This window comes from Rhodopirellula sp. UBA1907 (genome assembly GCF_002337565.1).
GTDB classification, from domain to species: Bacteria; Planctomycetota; Planctomycetia; order Pirellulales; family Pirellulaceae; genus Rhodopirellula; species Rhodopirellula europaea.
The window spans coordinates 49,338-66,667 of sequence record NZ_DDGH01000064.1; the positions used below are offsets into that span (position 1 = coordinate 49,338).

13 protein-coding genes and 1 pseudogene are annotated in these 17,330 nt (G+C 55.4%); 11 read left to right on the forward strand and 3 right to left on the reverse strand.

What is annotated here, in order from left to right:
* Positions 1-106: 106 nt before the first annotated feature.
* A complete protein-coding gene (locus B2R17_RS14060) occupies positions 107-1,015 on the forward strand; it encodes a ComF family protein (RefSeq protein WP_286764478.1) in 909 nt (302 codons plus the stop codon).
* Positions 1,012-2,247, forward strand: a complete 1,236-nt coding sequence (locus B2R17_RS14065) for a DUF502 domain-containing protein (RefSeq protein ID WP_037249619.1) — start codon at positions 1,012-1,014, stop codon at positions 2,245-2,247. Before B2R17_RS14060 ends, B2R17_RS14065 begins: the two co-directional genes overlap by 4 nt.
* A 23-nt stretch (positions 2,248-2,270) precedes the next feature.
* On the opposite strand, the gene B2R17_RS14070 is transcribed toward B2R17_RS14065, so the two are convergent.
* Positions 2,271-2,765 carry a 6-pyruvoyl trahydropterin synthase family protein gene (locus B2R17_RS14070; RefSeq protein WP_286764479.1) on the reverse strand — a complete coding sequence of 165 codons (495 nt, stop codon included), beginning with the start codon at positions 2,763-2,765 and terminating at the stop codon, positions 2,271-2,273.
* Between the two features lie 196 nt (positions 2,766-2,961).
* On the opposite strand from B2R17_RS14070, the gene B2R17_RS14075 reads away from it, so the two are divergent.
* The 4 genes from B2R17_RS14075 (at position 2,962) to B2R17_RS14090 (ending at position 8,068) form a co-directional block, all read left to right on the forward strand.
* A complete protein-coding gene (locus tag B2R17_RS14075) occupies positions 2,962-3,816 on the forward strand; it encodes a hypothetical protein (RefSeq protein WP_286764480.1) in 855 nt (284 codons plus the stop codon).
* A 130-nt stretch (positions 3,817-3,946) separates the two neighbouring features.
* Positions 3,947-5,335, forward strand: a complete 1,389-nt coding sequence (locus B2R17_RS14080; protein ID WP_286764481.1) for a Gfo/Idh/MocA family protein — start codon at positions 3,947-3,949, stop codon at positions 5,333-5,335.
* Between the two features lie 184 nt (positions 5,336-5,519).
* On the forward strand, positions 5,520-6,443 hold the full coding sequence (locus B2R17_RS14085) for a dihydrodipicolinate synthase family protein (protein WP_286764510.1): 924 nt from the start codon (positions 5,520-5,522) through the stop codon (positions 6,441-6,443).
* Entirely contained in the window at positions 6,440-8,068 is a 1,629-nt protein-coding gene (locus B2R17_RS14090; protein WP_339888147.1) for a sodium:solute symporter, read from the forward strand. Before B2R17_RS14085 ends, B2R17_RS14090 begins: the two co-directional genes overlap by 4 nt.
* Here B2R17_RS14090 and B2R17_RS14095 read toward each other — a convergent pair.
* Entirely contained in the window at positions 8,035-8,730 is a 696-nt protein-coding gene (locus B2R17_RS14095) for a GntR family transcriptional regulator (RefSeq protein WP_037249616.1), read from the reverse strand. The genes B2R17_RS14090 and B2R17_RS14095 overlap by 34 nt on opposite strands.
* A gap of 203 nt (positions 8,731-8,933) precedes the next feature.
* On the opposite strand from B2R17_RS14095, the gene B2R17_RS14100 reads away from it, so the two are divergent.
* The 5 genes from B2R17_RS14100 (at position 8,934) to B2R17_RS14120 (ending at position 17,060) form a co-directional block, all read left to right on the forward strand.
* Complete coding sequence (locus B2R17_RS14100) at positions 8,934-10,289, forward strand: DUF3748 domain-containing protein (RefSeq protein WP_414707321.1); 1,356 nt, start codon at positions 8,934-8,936, stop codon at positions 10,287-10,289.
* Positions 10,290-10,343: 54 nt separating this feature from the next.
* Positions 10,344-12,689 carry an FG-GAP repeat domain-containing protein gene (locus B2R17_RS14105; RefSeq protein ID WP_286764484.1) on the forward strand — a complete coding sequence of 782 codons (2,346 nt, stop codon included), beginning with the start codon at positions 10,344-10,346 and terminating at the stop codon, positions 12,687-12,689.
* A gap of 113 nt (positions 12,690-12,802) precedes the next feature.
* A complete protein-coding gene (locus B2R17_RS14110) occupies positions 12,803-14,446 on the forward strand; it encodes a ribulokinase (RefSeq protein ID WP_286764485.1) in 1,644 nt (547 codons plus the stop codon).
* Positions 14,447-14,466: 20 nt separating this feature from the next.
* On the forward strand, positions 14,467-16,095 hold the full coding sequence (locus tag B2R17_RS14115; protein WP_339888148.1) for an L-fucose/L-arabinose isomerase family protein: 1,629 nt from the start codon (positions 14,467-14,469) through the stop codon (positions 16,093-16,095).
* Between the two features lie 74 nt (positions 16,096-16,169).
* The gene (locus B2R17_RS14120; RefSeq protein ID WP_286764487.1) at positions 16,170-17,060 is read left to right on the forward strand and encodes an endonuclease/exonuclease/phosphatase family protein; all 891 of its coding nucleotides are present in this window, start codon (positions 16,170-16,172) and stop codon (positions 17,058-17,060) included.
* Positions 17,061-17,146: 86 nt separating this feature from the next.
* Here the strand turns inward: B2R17_RS14120 and B2R17_RS14125 are convergent.
* Positions 17,147-17,330, reverse strand: a pseudogene (locus B2R17_RS14125) (gfo/Idh/MocA family oxidoreductase); the annotation flags it as partial.

The window sequence follows — 17,330 nt, forward strand, 5'->3', positions numbered from 1 at the left end:
TAACCGACCGCTTCATGCAACGTCCCCGCCCGTACGGGGTGGTGATGTCGCTGACTGGTTAGAGGATTATTTCAGCAGAAGGTTCGCGGGAACACAAAGTTATTTCGTGAAAAGCTCTGACTTTTTGACCGAAAGTGTGCAAAACACCAGCGAATTGCTGGCTCCGCTTCTTTTTCCGCCGGTTTGCGTGCTTTGTGGTGAACTGACGGGGATCGCACCGGAACGCGAAGATTCAGCCCACGTTCCGTTGGCCTCCCGACGCCGCTTCGCATCCTTTTGCCGGCTGTGCGAAACCTCATTGGTCCAGTCCGCCCCGTCGATGCAGGCCGCTTGCGAGCGATGCGCCTGGCCCGCGACGGGGCACCGGCGAAGTTCTGCCGGCGAGGATTCAGCTCAAATCGATGGCGGCGATGACCAATCGGATGATTTGCCTTGCCAGGAATGTGTTCGTCGTCAGACGCCCTTTTCATTTGAGACCGCCATTGCGGTCTATCGTTATCACGAAGTCGTCCGGCACGCGATCATCGCGGCGAAATACCCTCGCAATACCGCGATTGCTCGCGAATTGGCCGTTCGATTGGCGGATCGCTACCGAGAGAGGGCGGGGATTCGGTCGAGGACGATTTCCGATGAACCGGAGTCGTCTCCCTTGGTCACTCATGTGCCGAGCCCGTTCTGGCGGCAATTTCGTCGAGGCGGTGTGGGAACAGGATCGCTGGCCAGCCGATTCGCTCGCGAGATGAATTTCTCGTTTGAATCTCTGTTAGAAACCACGCGTTCGGTGCAAAAACAGGCATTGTTGGATGATGTTGCTCGCCGCGAAAATGTGCGCGGAGCCTTTCGGGTTCGTCGACGATGGAGAAAACGCTTGTCGGGCGGGCACATTCTTTTGGTCGATGATGTGATGACAACCGGAGCGACCGCCGATGAAATCTCTCGGGTGTTGCTGGATGCTGGTGCGGCCCGAGTCGATCTGCTGGTTGTTGCTCGGGCGATTCGTGACGCACAAAAATGACGCCAAACCCGTACCCATCCCTTTGGAATGGGACGGTTGGGCGGAGTTTGCGGGTTCGTGAATCGGCTTTCCGTGTTAAAGTCTGTCGCGTGGTTGGACGTGGCGGCGGAAACAACGTCCCATTTCACGATGGCTTCTCCTCCATTCGGAGCGAAGTCCTTTTGGCGAGCGATCGTTCCACTGATATTCTCATCCGGTTTTCCCGCACGATGACTGAATCGACCGACACTCCTCTCGAAGTCCAAGCTGATGCATCCGCGTCTCACAAAGGTGGGGCTCGCCGCGCGATTGTTCGTGGGTTGGGTGTCGTTCTGCCGCCACTGTTGACGATCGTGGTTTTGATTTGGGCTTGGAATGCGATCGAGAACTACGTCTTGTTGCCGGTTGAAACAGGAATCCGCCGCTTTGTTCTGATTCCGGCGGTCAGCGAAACGTACGATCGTCCACCCGAAGGTGCGATCATCAACGACGCACCCGAAGGATCACTGAGCAAACCGAATCAGCGTGGGTTCACCTACAAAGGTTTGTCGTACGTTCCCGATCCGACCGGTCGACGCTATCTGCCTGGGTATGTGGTTCAGCGAGTCGATTCCGAGATCGATGCTTTCGGTCCGTATTCGGTTCCGCCAAATAGCGCGACGGCGTACTGGGACCGTTTCGTGCAGCTTCAGTACATGCCGCGATCGGTAGTCGTTCCGGTCTTTTTGATCGTGTTCTTTGTGCTGCTGTATTTCCTTGGACGGCTATTCACCGGCGGTATCGGTCGTTGGTTTGTGACGACGTTTGATGCCACAATTCTGCGGATCCCGATCGTCAACAAGGTCTACGGTAGCGTCAAGCAAATCACGGACTTCGCGTTTGATGATCGACAAATCGAATTCAATCGCGTTGTCGCGATTCAATATCCACGCGATGGCATTTGGTCGCTCGGGTTTGTGACCGGCAACGGCATGCGTGAGATTTCAGAAGCTGCTGGCGAACCGATGTTGAGCGTGTTGATGCCCACCAGCCCCATGCCAATGACCGGGTTCACCGTCAGCGTGCGACGCAGCGAAGCGATCGATTTAAATTTGACAATCGATGAAGCCTTGCAGTTCATCGTCAGTTGTGGCGTGGTCGTTCCCACCACCCAGCGATATGACTTGCCCGGCGCCAAGGCACCCAAGCAGATCGTCGTACCAGCGATCGGTGACTCGGTCTCCCGAGACGGTGCCACTTCACCGAGTGCCTGAGAAGCGGTGTGCCTAAGAAGCGGTCACTCGTTCCAAGGCAATTTGCAGACGCCCCATTGGCCCGCGTTTTCGTCGACCGCCACTTCGATGGAAGACAACGCGTTGCCAAACTGTTCTTTGGTTTGCTCGCGAACGTTTTCTGCAATCACACGAGCAATTTCTTCGGCCGTGGTGTTGATGACCGGCATGATGATGCAGTCTTCGTTTGGGAACACCCAGCGACGTTCGCGAAAACGTGCGGTCGTTTCGGTTTCGTCTTGCGTGATCAAAATCTCTTTGTGGTCACGCGGCAGAATCACGTGGTGATCGAGTGCTTGCGTTTGCTTTAGCACGGCATCTCGAAGAGCGATGAAGTCGACCACGTAGCGATTTTCATCCAGCGGTCCCTCGACGCTGACGCGGACACCGTAGTTGTGCCCGTGGATACGCTCGCAAATGTCGCCCGCGAAAGTGATGAAGTGCGCGGCCGAAAAAATGAATTGCTCTTTGGAGACGTCGACGCGAAAAGTGGCTGACATGAATTGGCGACATTGAGAGTGGGGGCGGACCAATGATTCGATGTCGCAATGATAGACGAGCGTCCAATCGAGGGCACCCGACACCTCGTTCCCCAACGTTCCAAAGCCAATGCCGGGTTGGGGCTGTGCTAACTTATGCCGGCAAGCTGTTGGTTCCGGTTTGCCGCTGGTCGATGTTTTCGCGTGGATGGTTTGGATGGAAGCTTTGTTCGAATGGCTCTCCGAGATGGAGTGGCGACGTGTCTTTCCGGAATTGGTTGGCAAGGCCGCGGGCGTGTTGCTTGGTATTGCGATCAGTTGGTGGGTGTTGTTCCGCAAGCGATTGAGATACTTGGACAGACTGCGTCGCGGTGACTCGGACGAGCTTCTGTTTCAAGCTCACTATTTGTTGCCTGTGAACGATGATCAGGGACCGGACGGAACGGTGCTGTTGCTGTTTCGCAATGTCGCTCCTCGACGCACGATCGATGATGCCTATGACAACCCATCCGCTCGCGAAACCTTGAGGCACTTGGCTCGCGCGACCACGTTGAATGCACCGATCGTTCCAACGGAAGGTCGAGTTGGGTTTGAGATTCTCAACGATGCCGCCAGCATCCTGACCGGTTGGCTAGCAACCTCATCCATGCCGCGAAAAGTTTGGTTGTTCTGCATGACTTGCGAAGACCGAAACGTGGTTCGCAAGGAATGCATCCGATGTTTTCTGTTTCAGGAAGACGAGTTGCTTCGATTCGCGGATTGGAGTTGGTGTCGCAAACACGTTCGTGTGGAACGCCCTTGGCACTGGTTGCGAGTTGTGACGCTGCACCGAATCGCTTGCTATCACCAGGATGAACAGATCGCTTTGCCGGCCGCTTTGGATCGCAGCATTCCATTTGTGGATGATCAGCGTCAGCATCGACGGATCATGCGGCTGGCGTTGGGGATTTGTGATTCGGAAGTGGCCACCAGCGAACCTTGCCAAGTCGATTGGGACGACAAAGAGCCCGTCTTGGTCCAGCGAGGCGTTTTAATGTCGTCGCCTACGCCTTCGTCACCAACAGCGGGGTAAGGGACTTTTTGCTAGCCACAGGTGCTCAATTTACACATTACAATGTCGGCTCGTTCGGTTCGGAGCATGCACGGCGGCGAAGGTGTTTGGTTCGGCCGATCTCAATGCAATTGTTCAACGAGGACCACCGATGAAACCTGCCCGCTCTGTTGTCTCGTCCGCTTCCGCCCAAGCTTCCAGTTCTGCTCAACCGCCGCTGGGATCATCTGTTGATCGCCGTCGGTGGATGCAGTGGACGGGGGCCACGCTGGGACTGGCCGCCTCTTCGCACGGGATCGCTTCTTCAGCCAAAGCCGCCGAAAACATTGACCCCAATCGACCGTTGAACTTGGCGGTCATCGGGATCGCCAACCGCGGTGCCTCCAATGTGGCTGGAGTGCAATCACAAAACCTGACCGCACTTTGTGACGTCGATGAAAACTACTTGAAGGATGCCGGCAAGCGTTTCCCAAAAGCAAAGTTGTATCGCGATTATCGCGAGATGCTGCGCGAGGAAAATGATTTGGATGGTGTTGTGATCAGCACGCCGGATCACCATCACGCGCCGGCAACGATCCGTGCAATCGAAAAAGGATTGCACGTGTATTGCGAGAAGCCTTTGACTCACACCGTTGCCGAAGCACGTGCCATTCGCATGGCAGCCAAGGAAGCTGGCGTCGTGACTCAGATGGGAACGCAGATTCACGCTGGTGCAAACTATCGCCGCGTCGTGGAGATGATCCAGGATGGTGTGATTGGCAACGTCACCCGAGTTCATGTGTGGGTTGGGAAAGGTTGGGGCGCGACAGAATTGCCCGAGCCGCAGGGTGAAGCACCGTCCAATGTGGATTGGGATCTCTGGCTTGGCCCCGCCCCTAAGATCGCATACACCCCAGGTTTGCATCCCGCATCTTGGCGTCGTTATCGTGCGTATGGTGCTGGCACGCTCGGCGACATGGGGTGTCACTATGTTGACTTGCCGTTCTGGGCGTTGGGTTTGCACTTGCCGTCCAGCATCGTTGCGGATGGACCGCCACCATCGGATGACTATTGCCCAACCGGATTGAAGGTTCGCTATCACTTCGACGCAACCGACAAACACGACGAGTTGGATCTGACTTGGTATGACGGCGATCGATCACCAAAGGAACTCGAAGGCATCTCGGTGCCTGGCAGTGGGGTTCTGTTTGTGGGCGACAAGGGAATGATGATCGCAACGTATGGCAATTACACGCTGCTACCCAAAGACAAATTCGCGGACTTCAAACCAGCCGCACCTCGCATCGCCGACTCAGTCGGGCATCACATGGAATGGATGCAAGCGATTCGCGGGCAGGGCACACCGCTTTGCCAATTCGATTATTCCGGGCCGTTGACCGAAACGGTTTTGCTGGGGACGGTCGCTCATCAATGCGGTCGGGAATTGAAGTTCAACGCGTCCGAAATGGTTTGTACCGGGGACGAGCAAGCCACCTCGCTGTTGAGTAAAACCTATCGTGAGGGATGGTCGGTGGATGCGGCCGCTGCCGCGAACGTTTAGGCTATTGACCCCCTTCGCGGATCGGATTTTTTCGATTCGTTGAAAAGTGAATGGTGAGCGGTCGTTCGATACTGGACGACCGATCACCGTTTGAGCCTTGTGTCTCGCCCCTCCCCACCTCCCACCTATTTTCGTCTGTCCCCACAAGATGAAATCTTCCTCTCCCATAGCCGACGCTCGCGATATGTCCCGTCTGTTCACTGCAGGCAATCGCTTGCAAGGCATCGTGCCTCCATTGATCACTCCTTTGCGTGCTCGTGACGAGCTTGATCAGGAGGGATTGGAACGGTTGGTCGAGCATGTCATCGACGGTGGTGTTTCAGGAATCTTTATTCTTGGAACGACCGGCGAGGCACCCAGTCTGAGTTACCGATTGCGACGCGAGTTGATCACCGCCACGACTCGCTTGGTCGCGAAACGTGTGCCTGTATTGGTCGGAGTCACGGACACAGCATTTGTTGAATCCGTATCGATCGCCCATCACGCCGCCGATGCGGGAGCGGACGCCGCGGTCCTGACGACGCCCTACTATTTCCCGGCTGGTCAAACGGAGCTGACCGCCTACGTGCAGAACATTGCACCGGAAATTCCGTTGCCGTTGATGCTGTACAACATGCCCGGATTAACCAAGGTTTGGTTTGAGATCGAAACCTTGAAGACGCTTTCTGAGATCCAATCGATCGTGGGTGTCAAAGACAGCAGCGGCGACTTGGAATACTTCCGTCGTTTGTGTGACCTACGAAATGAGGTGCGTGAGGATTGGTCGATTTTGATCGGACCCGAAGCCATGTTGCCGGAAGCTCATCGGTTGGGTGGCGACGGCGGGGTGGCCGGCGGCGCAAATGTGATGACGCGATGCTTTGTCGATTGTTACGAAGGACTGACGTCAAACGACTCCGCGAAAACGGAAGCGGCCATCACCAAGATCCGGCGTTTTCAAGACATCTACGATGTGGGCAAGTATGCGTCGCGTCACATCAAGGCGACCAAGTGCGCCGCGTCGTTGCTAGAGATTTGCAGCGATCTTCCGGCGGATCCTTTTCACCGGTTCTTTGAACCTGAGCGGGAGAAAGTGGCCGCGATTCTTCGTGATCTGGACATTCTATGATTGCGGCGATGGCATTCACCGGCTTGGACTATGCCGTCCTGGTCGGTTACTTCATCGCGATCATGGCGATGGGGTTTTACTTCTGGGCACGCAACCGTTCCGCGGATGATTTCACCGCTGGTGGTCGCTCGCTTCCGGGGTGGTTGTGTGGATTGTCAATCTTCGCGACCTATCTCAGCAGCATCAGCTATCTAGCGTTGCCGGGCAAAGCGTTTGTCGACAATTGGAATGCGTTTATGTTTTCGCTGGCAATTCCGGTTGCCGCCGCAATCGCAGTGAAATGGTTTCTGCCGCTTTACCGAAGCAGCGGCGAAGTGTCCGCGTACTCGTTGTTGGAACGCCGCTTTGGACTCTGGGCTCGTTTGTTTGCCAGTGGATTCTATTTGCTGTATCAGATCGCTCGCATCGGCGTGGTGATGTACTTGATGGCTCTGCCGATGGCGGTGCTGTTCGGATGGGACATTCGATTGGTCATCCTGTGCACCGGAGTCGTGGTTACGGTGTACTCGTTTGTCGGTGGGATCGTCGCAGTGATTTGGGCCGATGCAATCCAAGCGATTGTATTGCTGGCGGGTGCTTTGTTGGCACTGGCAATTTTGTTGATGGGGATGCCCGGTGGTCCAGTGGAAGTGTTGACGGTGGCAAACGAGAACGGAAAGTTTTCGCTGGGCGACAGTTCGTTCTTTGTTTTGTCAGAGCCAACGATTTGGGTCGTGTTGGCGTTTGGTTTGTTTGACAACCTTCGCAACTTCGGCGTCGATCAGAGCTATGTCCAACGCTACATCGCATCAAGCTCGGACAAAGAAGCGGCCAAGAGTGTTTGGTTGGGGGCTTTGTTGTATGTCCCCGTCAGCGCGTTGTTCCTGTTCATTGGATCGTCGCTGTATGCGTACTACGAGGGACATCCACAGGACCTCGCAGAGGTGCGAACGATCGTAGCCGAGCAAAAGTTGATGCAGGACGGTGTGAGCAAAGACGATGCTGATTATTCAGCCCGTTTGTTGGCAACTTCGTCGAACCTGAAGGAAGAAGATTTGGGCGATCGGGTGTTTCCACACTTTATCGCGGCAAACCTTCCGCAAGGTGTTCGAGGTTTGCTGATTGCTGCTGTGTTTGCCGCTGCGATGAGCACCGTGTCCACTTCGCTGAACTCATCGGCGACGTTGGTGATGAGCGACTTTTACAAACGTCTGTTTCGTCAGGACTCGACGGATGCCCAGCACGTGGGTGTGTTGAGGATGTCAACGATTGCTTGGGGAGCGATGGGGACGGCGATGGCATTGGCGCTCGTTCGCTTGACCGACAGCACGCTGGATGTCTGGTGGACTTTGTCCGGTGTCTTGGGTGCCGGAATCGTCGGCTTGTTCTTGCTAGGGATCACCGTGCCTCGTTTGCACGGTTGGCCCGCCATCACCGCATTCGCGATTGGTGGCTTGGTAATCGCTTGGATGACCATTTCTCAGACCAGCGTTTGGCCCGAAGGATGGGAGAAGTATGCCAACCCAATGGACAAACTGATGACGATCGTCGTTGGGCCGTGCTTGATGATCGCAATCGGATCAATCTTTGCCGTCACTGGTCTGTCTGGCGATCAAACTTCGCGAAAAGATTGGAGCGAAAGTTGAAGGCCCTTCAGGATGTGGTTCGACGCTGCTTCATGCGCCGCTTCGGCATTCCCATTCTGAATGGCCGTGAAGATCTTTTCGTGTTCGTTGCAGGTGTTCTCCATCACGTCGGCGCCTTGGCGATGCATCCAGATACCAAACACCCGAGTCAGGATGTTGGACTGGGTGGATGTCCGGACGAGCGTGTGGTTGCCGGTCGCTTCAACGATACGCAGGTGGAAGTTGTGGTCCGCCTGATTGAATTGGTAGGCGATCTCTTGGCTTTCTTCCGGCGAATTGGTTTGCTTCTGACGTTCCACCAATTCCCGCATCAAGTTGTATTCTTTCGCAATCAGTTGGATGTCTTCCGATGTCGAACGTTCGGAAGCACGTGCCGATGCGAAGGGTTCAATCAGGTTGCGGACCTCGTAAAGTTCCTGCACTTCAGGTTCGTTGATCGAGCGAACGACTGCGCCGATTTGCGGAACCAGCTCAACCATGCCTTCGGTCGCCAACTGACCTGCAGCTTCGCGAACGGGAGTGGCGGACACGCCGATTTCTTTCCCGATCGGACCATACAGCAACCTGGTGCCGGGTTTGAATTCACCCGAGATCAGTTTTTGACGCAGGTGATGATAGGCACGGCTAGCGTGCGTTTCGACTTGGTGACGCCCTGGAGTCATTGTCGTGAAGTTGGGGTGGGGAGGGACGAGATGGATCCGGGGCCGATGCGCTGGAACACAATCGGGACACTCATTCTACCAGTGACGCAACATCGGTCCTATGCGTCTATAGATGCGGAAGGCCAAACACATTGCGGTGAAGTCTATGCACTCAGGGCGTCGCAGGATGATTTCATGGACTTGCCATCCTGTTGCTTTCAACCGTGGGTGGCGGCATGACGCGTCAACTGACCCATCGAAGGCAGCATCACCATCTCACAAACACGAGCGTGTGGTCTTGGGACGGGAATTGGATTTATTACGACATCCGTAGTGACGCAAATGGTTCGGTCTTTGACGGAAGTCGAATCGAACGCGTGCACACTCGGTCTGGTGAAGTCGAAGTGGTGTACCAGGCTCAACGAGACGCGTGTGTCGGTGTTGTGACATCCAATCCCGTCGAAAATAAAATCGCGTTCATACATGGACCGGAAGAACCGACGGCGGATTGGAGTTACTGCGCCTATCATCGACACGGCGTTTGGATGCGTCCGGGCCAAGGCACCGAGGTTCAACATTTGGACGCTCGGGATGTTGTGGATCCATTCACTGCCGGTGCCCTTCGCGGCGGAAGCCACGTGCACGTGTTCGATGACAAAGGCGAGTGGGTCAGCTTTACCTACGAAGATCACGTGTTGGCGATGAACCCGACTGGCGGGCAATCCAACCAGCGTAACGTGGGCGTTTCGATCCCGGGTCGCAGAGTCACCGTGCCAAAAAACCATCGCCGGAACCATGATGGGGAGTGCTTCAGCGTTGTGGTGACTCAAACCCTTGACAATCCAGAAATCGGTACCGACCAGATTTGCAAAGCCTACGAAGACGCTTGGATTGGATGGGATCGCCGCGATCAGCCAGTTGGAAAACGGCAGGGCAGGGCACTGGCATTCATTGGAGATGTGGTGGTCGCCGACTCATCAAGCAGCGATGCAACACGTCCAAATTCTTCGCGAAAGCAAACCAAAAGCGTGCCAGAATTGTTTGTGGTGGAGTTGCCCGAGAACTGCATGGTCGCTGGATCGGAGCCATTGCAAGGGACCGCGATTTCTCGGCCTGCACCGCCCGCGGGAACGGTTCAACGACGATTGACCCGAACCACGGATCGAGCGTATCCGGGTTTGGCAACGGATGTTCGTCACTGGCCGCGAAGCAAACCTGACGGCAGCGAAATCGTCTTCCTGATGCGAGACGACAACGGCGTGATTCAGATTTGGTCGATCTCACCGAACGGTGGATTGCCGAGGCAAGTTTCCTTTGGAAGCGAATCAGTTGGTTCTGCGTTTTCCATTCATCCAAGCGGCGATTTGGTTGCTTGTGTGATTGGAAATTCCGTTTGCGAAGTCAGTTTGAGCGATGGACGCGTTGAGATCGTGGCAGAACAGAAAGATCGATTCGTCTGCCTTCCGTTCGCCGTGGTCTATTCGCCGGATGGAAAAGAAATCGCATTCGGTGGAGCGGTGAAAGATAACGAGAGAACATTCAATCAAATTTTTGTGACGGAATCGAAGCTGTCCAAGTGACAGCATCAAAGACAAGTGTTGGATAGCAGCTACCTGATGAAAGAGAGAGCAACCATGAGAATTCACAGACGGTCGTTGAACCCGATTGCATTGACTGTTGGATTGGTAGGCACGTTGATGCTTCAGTCTGGCCAGTGTCTCAGCGCACAAGACAGTCCAAAGTTGATGCCGCTGAATTACAACCATCCTGGTTTGGAAGTGGACTTGGGCGTGGGGCTTTGGGCCTATCCGTTGCCGATGGACTATGACGGCGATGGCGATTTGGATTTGTTGGTTGGATGCCCGGACAAACCTTCCAACGGAACGTACTACTTCGAAAATTCAACTCAGGACCCGAACGTCAAAATGCCGGTCTTCGAAGCACCGGTTCGTCTCGGCCGCGCGTTCCACAACATGTTGGCGAGCGAAGTCAATGGCGAGGCCAGAGTCTTGATCCCGGGCAAGTACTTTGGACAGGATCCCACGACCGGGAAATTCAACTTCGACAAACCGACAGGAATCTCTGCTCCTGGAAAACCATTGACCACGCCGGGAGCTCGAATTCGCGGCAATATGTGGCGATACGTGGACTATGACGGCGACGGTGACCACGACTTGGTCGCCGGCGTCGGAGATTGGGCCGACCTGGGTTGGGACCATGCCTATGACGAGACGGGCACTTGGCAAAACGGTCCGCTACACGGCTACCTGTTTTTGATGACCAACGCAGGCGACGACTCGGAACCGGATTACGAAAAGCCGGAGATGATCTCTGCGGGTGACGGGGTGATTGATGTTTACGGGTGGCCGTGTGCTAGTTTCGTCGACTTCGATGGGGATGAGGACCTCGACATCGTTGTTGGTAACTTCTTGGACTATTTCACATACTTCGAAAATGTTGGGACTCGCGAAAAACCTCGGTATCAATCCGGCAAAGAACTCCAGAATGTTGACGGCGAACGTCTGACGATGCATTTGCAGATGATCACTCCGACCGCGATCGATTGGGACCGCGATGGTGATGCGGACTTGATCGTGGGCGACGAAGACGGCCGCGTTGCTTTCATCGAAAACACTGGCGAGCTGCGCGACGGACAACCCGTGTTTCAGAATCCGGTTTACTTCCGGCAAAAGGCTGACACGCTGAAGTTCGGAGCGCTCGCTACGCCGTACGTATCCGACTGGGACCAAGATGGCGACGATGACATTGTGTGTGGAAACACAGCAGGCAACATCGGATGGTTTGAGAATCGTGGAGACGGACCGGATGGATTGCCCATGTGGGCTGAACCAGTGTTGCTGAACGTTCGCAACGCGGACGGAACGGAAGAGCCGTTTCGGATTTTGGCGGGCGAGAACGGTTCGATTCAAGGGCCGTGCGAAGCCAAGTGGGGCTACACAACATTGTCGCTCGCCGATTGGGATGGCGATGGCGACGATGACATTGTTTACAACTCAATCTTGGCCGAGGTTGGAGTGTTGCTTAACGAATCCGGCACACTGGTTGAACACGAGTTGAAATCGGCTCCGGTCGAAAGTCCACCGGCTTGGTACCCTTGGAAGTCCGCCACGAAAGGTTCTTTGACGCAGTGGCGAACAACGCCGGTCGCGATTGATTTCGACGGCGACGACGAACTGGATTTGGTGTTGATGGACCAAGAAGGCTACCTAACACTTCGTCGTTCAGCGGGTGAAGCCAAGCGATTGTTTGTTGATGAGTCGGGGCAGCCGATTCGATTGGCGGCGGGGACCGCAGGACGTTCCGGACGAGTCAAGCTCGCCGTTGGCGATTGGGATACGGATGGGCGATTGGACGTGCTGATCAATTCCGAAAATGTCACTTGGTATCGCAACGTTGCTGATCAGGACGGCAAGGTGGTCCTTAAACGGATTGGGAATTTGGCACGTCGCAATGTCGCAGGACATACCGCCAGCCCCGCGGTTTGCGACTTCAATCGAGATGGCAAATTGGATCTGATTGTTGGCAGCGAAAACGGCCGGATCTATCACATTTTTCATGATGATTGCATTTCTTTTTCAGAATCGGAATTGGCCGCGGATGTGCAATTTCAGCGTGCGTCGCCGGCGAAGCCTGTCGATCCAGAAGTGGACCGCGAGGATGCAATCACGTTCGATTCAACGCGGGGACGAATCGCGGCTTGGATCGAGTCGGGAAAAGATGAGGTGAAGTCCGACGTCGTGCGATACCGCTATCATGACGGTACAAAATGGTCGGGGCCGATCACTGTGTTGTGGGAACAATCCAAACCCGGAAAGGTGGAATGTTCGAAATTGCGGTTCGATGACGGCAGCGAAGATGATCGAATCGAGCTGAAGTTTGAAGCACATGTCGGCGACGCGTCGGAAACGGTATCGAAAATCAGTTACGATCGTGGCCGTTCCTTTCGCGATGCCAAGTGATCACCTTCCATGGTGACTGTCGTGCTTGGCCGATGACAAAGAGACCCAAATGTTGAGTCTCTTCGGCAATCGGTTTTGTCGGTCAATTCTTGTTTCAAAAATTCATACGATCCATGTCCATCATCGCACTAGGTCTCGATTTCGGAACGGAGTCCGTTCGTGCCATCCTGGTGGACTCCGAGGGATGCGAGGTAGGGTCCGCGGTCAGTTCGTTTGAACATGGCCAAATCCTTGATGCCTTGCCCGGCAGCGAGGAGCCTTTGCCAGAGCGGTATGCATTGCAGCGTCCGGCCGATTGGATTGAGTCGGCCGCCGTGGCAACCAAAGATGCTTTGGCGTCTGCTGGTTTAAGTGGCGACGAAGTGGTTGGCATCGGTGTGGACTTCACCAGTTGCACGATGTTGCCGACCAAACGTGATGGAACTCCGTTGTGTGAATTAGAGGAATGGAAGTCGAGACCGTTGGCTTGGCCAAAGCTATGGAAGCATCACGGTGCTTTGGAACAAGCCGATCGGATGACGACCATCGCGAAAGAGCGAGGCGAGTCGTTCTTGAAACGATACGGTGGTGTGATCGGATTGGAATGGTTCTTCCCCAAGATGCTGGAAACGATCGAGGGTGATCGTGATGTGGCCGAAGCCGCCGAGGTGTGGTTGGAAGCGGGGGACTGGTTCGTATGGCAACTCGTCGGCAGCCATTGCGATCAACTCGTTCGTTCGACCTGCCAAGCTGGTTACAAGGCGATGTGGTCGGCGGAAGAAGGCTACCCGTCGCAAGACTACTTCCAGGCCGTTCATCCAAAGCTCGCCGAAGCTGTTGCCAACCGGATGCCTGGCGAAATGCGGTCACCGGGACAGGTGGCTGGTCACTTGTCCGAACAGATGGCAACGCGTTTTGGATTGCTAGCAGGCGTTCCCGTCTCGGCAGCCATCATTGACGCGCACGCGGGCGTTCCCGGAGTCGGTGCCGCTGAACCAGGCACATTGGTGATGGTATTGGGGACCAGCAGTTGTCACATGCTCAACGCAACCAAGATGATGGACATTCCCGGAGTAGCCGGGGTCGTCGAAGGTGGGATCTTGCCTGGGTTGTTTGGATATGAAACAGGGCAGGCTGCCGTCGGTGATGCTTTTGCTTGGTTGCTGAAATTGTTGAACCGTGACTCGTTCGATGATTTGGCCAAAGAGGCAATGAAGTTGCCTCCCGGTGCCGAGGGTGTCACATGTTTGGATTGGCTGAACGGTTGTCGAACGCCATTGATGGACGGCGCGGTTCGCGGTGCGTTCACGGGACTGGGAATGCAACACGGTCCCGCTCATCTTTATCTTGCATTGATGGAAGCGTCTGCGTTCGGGGTGCGTTGGATCGTGGAATTGCTGCGTCATGGTTCCGCCGATCGGTCTCCTTCCGGCGCGGGTGAAAGCGGTGTTCCGATCGATCGCTTGATTGCGACGGGAGGTCTGCCGCATCACAACCGCGCGTTCGTGGAAGTGTATGCGGACGTTTTGGGCATGCCCATCGAAATCCATCGTTCCACGCAAGGACCCGCGGTCGGGGCCGCTGTCTTGGGAATGGTCGCCGCCGGGCCTGAGAAGACTCCGTTTTCCAGTATTGCTGACGCGGCTTCTGCGATGGCGGCGGTGCCCGGGGATCAACGCGACCTGATCATGCCTCGGCCAGAGCGAACGCGTGCTTACGAATCGCTTTATGATCGCTATCGTCAATTGGCCGACGCGGTCGCACTGCAACAAATCTAATCCACTTTTCTACTACTTCATTGGCTGACGAGAAGATGCCTCAAACGATCACATTGATTGCCTCCGGAGACCTGCGAGATTCTGCGAACCAAGTTTGTTGGGAGGCCCAAAAAGACATGGAGTCGCGATTAGTCGCGGCGATTGAATCGTTGGGGCACAGCGTCGTTCGCGGTCATGAGTTCGATGAAGCTCGCGGCCATGGTTTCATCCGTTCTCAGCGGCAAGGGATGGATGTGTTTCGTGAGATCGATCCTGACGCTCCGCTCATCGTTGCTGAGGCGGTGTGGCAATATTCGCATCACATTTTGGCTGGTTTGACGACGCACCGAGGCCCCATTTTGACGGTGGCAAACTGGTCTGGCCAATGGCCTGGTTTGGTGGGATTGTTGAATCTCAATGGATCGCTGACCAAAGCCGGTGTGCAATACAGTTCGCTGTGGAGCAAAGAATTCGCCGATGCCGTGTTCTTGGATAAACTGAAAAGTTGGTTGGACACCGGATCCGTCGCTCATGAAATGAGTCACGTGACTCCGTATGAAATCACCAGTTGCGACGCTAGCACGCGAGCGTTGGCGTTGCAGATCGCAGAAACGTTTCAGCGTGAGAAAGCCATTTTGGGCGTCTTCGATGAAGGATGCATGGGGATGTTCAATGCCATCATTCCCGATCACCTATTGCACGCGACGGGAGTCTTCAAGGAGCGACTCAGCCAATCGGCGCTTTACTTCGAATCGCAGCAAGTGAGCGATGAAGAAGCGCAGGCGGTGCGAGACTGGTTGGACCAAGCGGGAATGAAATTTCATACCGGTCCCAATCACGAGACCGATCTCACCGACGCACAGATTCTTGGGCAATGTCGCGTTTACATCGCAGCCATGCGAATCGCCGACGACTTTGGATGCGACGCGATTGGGATTCAGTACCAGCAAGGGTTGAAAGACCTATTGCCCGCAAGCGACTTGGTCGAGGGCATGCTCAATGATTCGGTTCGTCCGCCAGTCTTTTCACGCGACGGTTCGCGCGAATTGTACGCGGGAGGTCCGCTGACTCACTTCAACGAAGTCGATGAGTGTGCGGGTTTGGATGGATTGATTACCAACCGAGTTCATTCCGCGTTGGGGCAGCCAGTTGAGAACACGTTGCATGATCTGCGATGGTCTGATCGCGACGCGAGCGGTACGACCGATGAAGAAGTTTGGGTGCTGGAAATCAGTGGCGCGGTCCCGGCTTCCCACTTCGAAAACGGTTGGGCGGACGCGGAAGGTTTCCGGCAACCGCCGATGTACTTCCCATCAGGTGGCAGCACGATCCGAGGTATCTCGAAGCCCGGCGAAGTAGTTTGGTCGCGAATTTTTGTGGAGGATGATCGGTTGCACATGGATTTGGGGCGTGCGACCTCGATCGAATTGCCGGCCGAAGAAACGCAGCGACGATGGGATGCAACGACACCACAGTGGCCCATCATGCACGCGGTTTTGCATGGTGTTTCGCGAGATGAAATGATGGCACGTCACAAGGCCAACCACATTCAGGTTGCCTACGCGAATTCGGCGGACGAAGCGGACTTGGCCATGCGAGCCAAGGCGTCGGTTGCCAATCAGTTAGGCATGGTCGTCAACTACTGCGGCGTGCGACCCGATGCTCACTGATTTCAAAAGCACAGCAATTGGTTCCATTCGCAAGCATTCACCCAGGGTTCGTCCTGGGCAACCGGAGAAATGAAATGACAGTGAGACAACCTGTTTTGGCAACGAAACCCACTTTGTGGGGTGCCCTTGTTTGCGGCATGCTTCTGATGAGCCGCTTTGGGGCAGGGGCGGTCGTCGCCGACGAATCGTTTACCGCGATGACCTACAACGTTCGTTACTTGAATACGCACGATCGGCAAGATCTCTGGTCGATGCGGCGATCCAAGGTGATCGAAACGATTGCGTCCGCGGACGTGGCCGGACTGCAGGAAGTCACCGTGCAGCAGCTGCACGACATTCAAGAAGGCACACCCGAGTGGACTTGGTATGGCGTTGGGCGAGACGACGGGAAGGAAGGTGGTGAGTTTGCTCCCATCGGATACCGGCATGATCGATTCGAAGCGATGGACCATGGGACGCTTTGGTTGTCAGACACGCCCACGGTGGTCGGTTCCAAAGGTTGGGATGCAGCGTTGCCTCGAACGATGACATGGATGGTGCTTCGTCGCAAATTGGATCGAGCTGAGTTTCTGATTATCAATTCTCACTTCGATCACCGAGGTCAGAATGCTCGCGAGCAATCTGGTCGCTTGGTTGCCGCAGAGGTGGATCAACGAGCGACGGAGCTGCCCGTGATCGTAATGGGCGATTTCAACGCGATGCCTGATTCGGCTCCGCTAAAGGCGTTGCAATCCGGAGAAAAGGTGACGTTGCTGGATGCCCGCGATGCGGTGGACGGAAAGCCAACCGGGCCAACCGGAACCTGGAATGGATTCAAAGCCATTCAGCCCGATCGACGAATCGATCATGTCTTGGTGAGCGACCGTGTTGCGGTTCAAGAATACCGAACGCTGGATCCTCGAACGGAAGCCGGCCGCTACGCGAGTGATCACTTGCCGATCGCCATTCGGGTTGACCTGAAGTAGGGCGGAGTCATCGATTGTTGCCTGGCAAAAAAGAAGCCCGCTCGAGGAGAGCGGGCTTGGAGAGGTTTGAGTCTGTTCGCGGTGGATCAGCTGAAGTCGGGGAGGCGAACCAATTCGCCGCCTTTCATCGCTGATTCATGGGCGCACAAACCGGTGCAGGTCCAGTTGGCAGCCGTTGGTGCGTTTGGCCATGGATCGCGATCTTCTTTGACCGCCGAGACGAATTCATGCACCATGTGCGGATGCGACCCGCCGTGTCCGCCGCCTTGG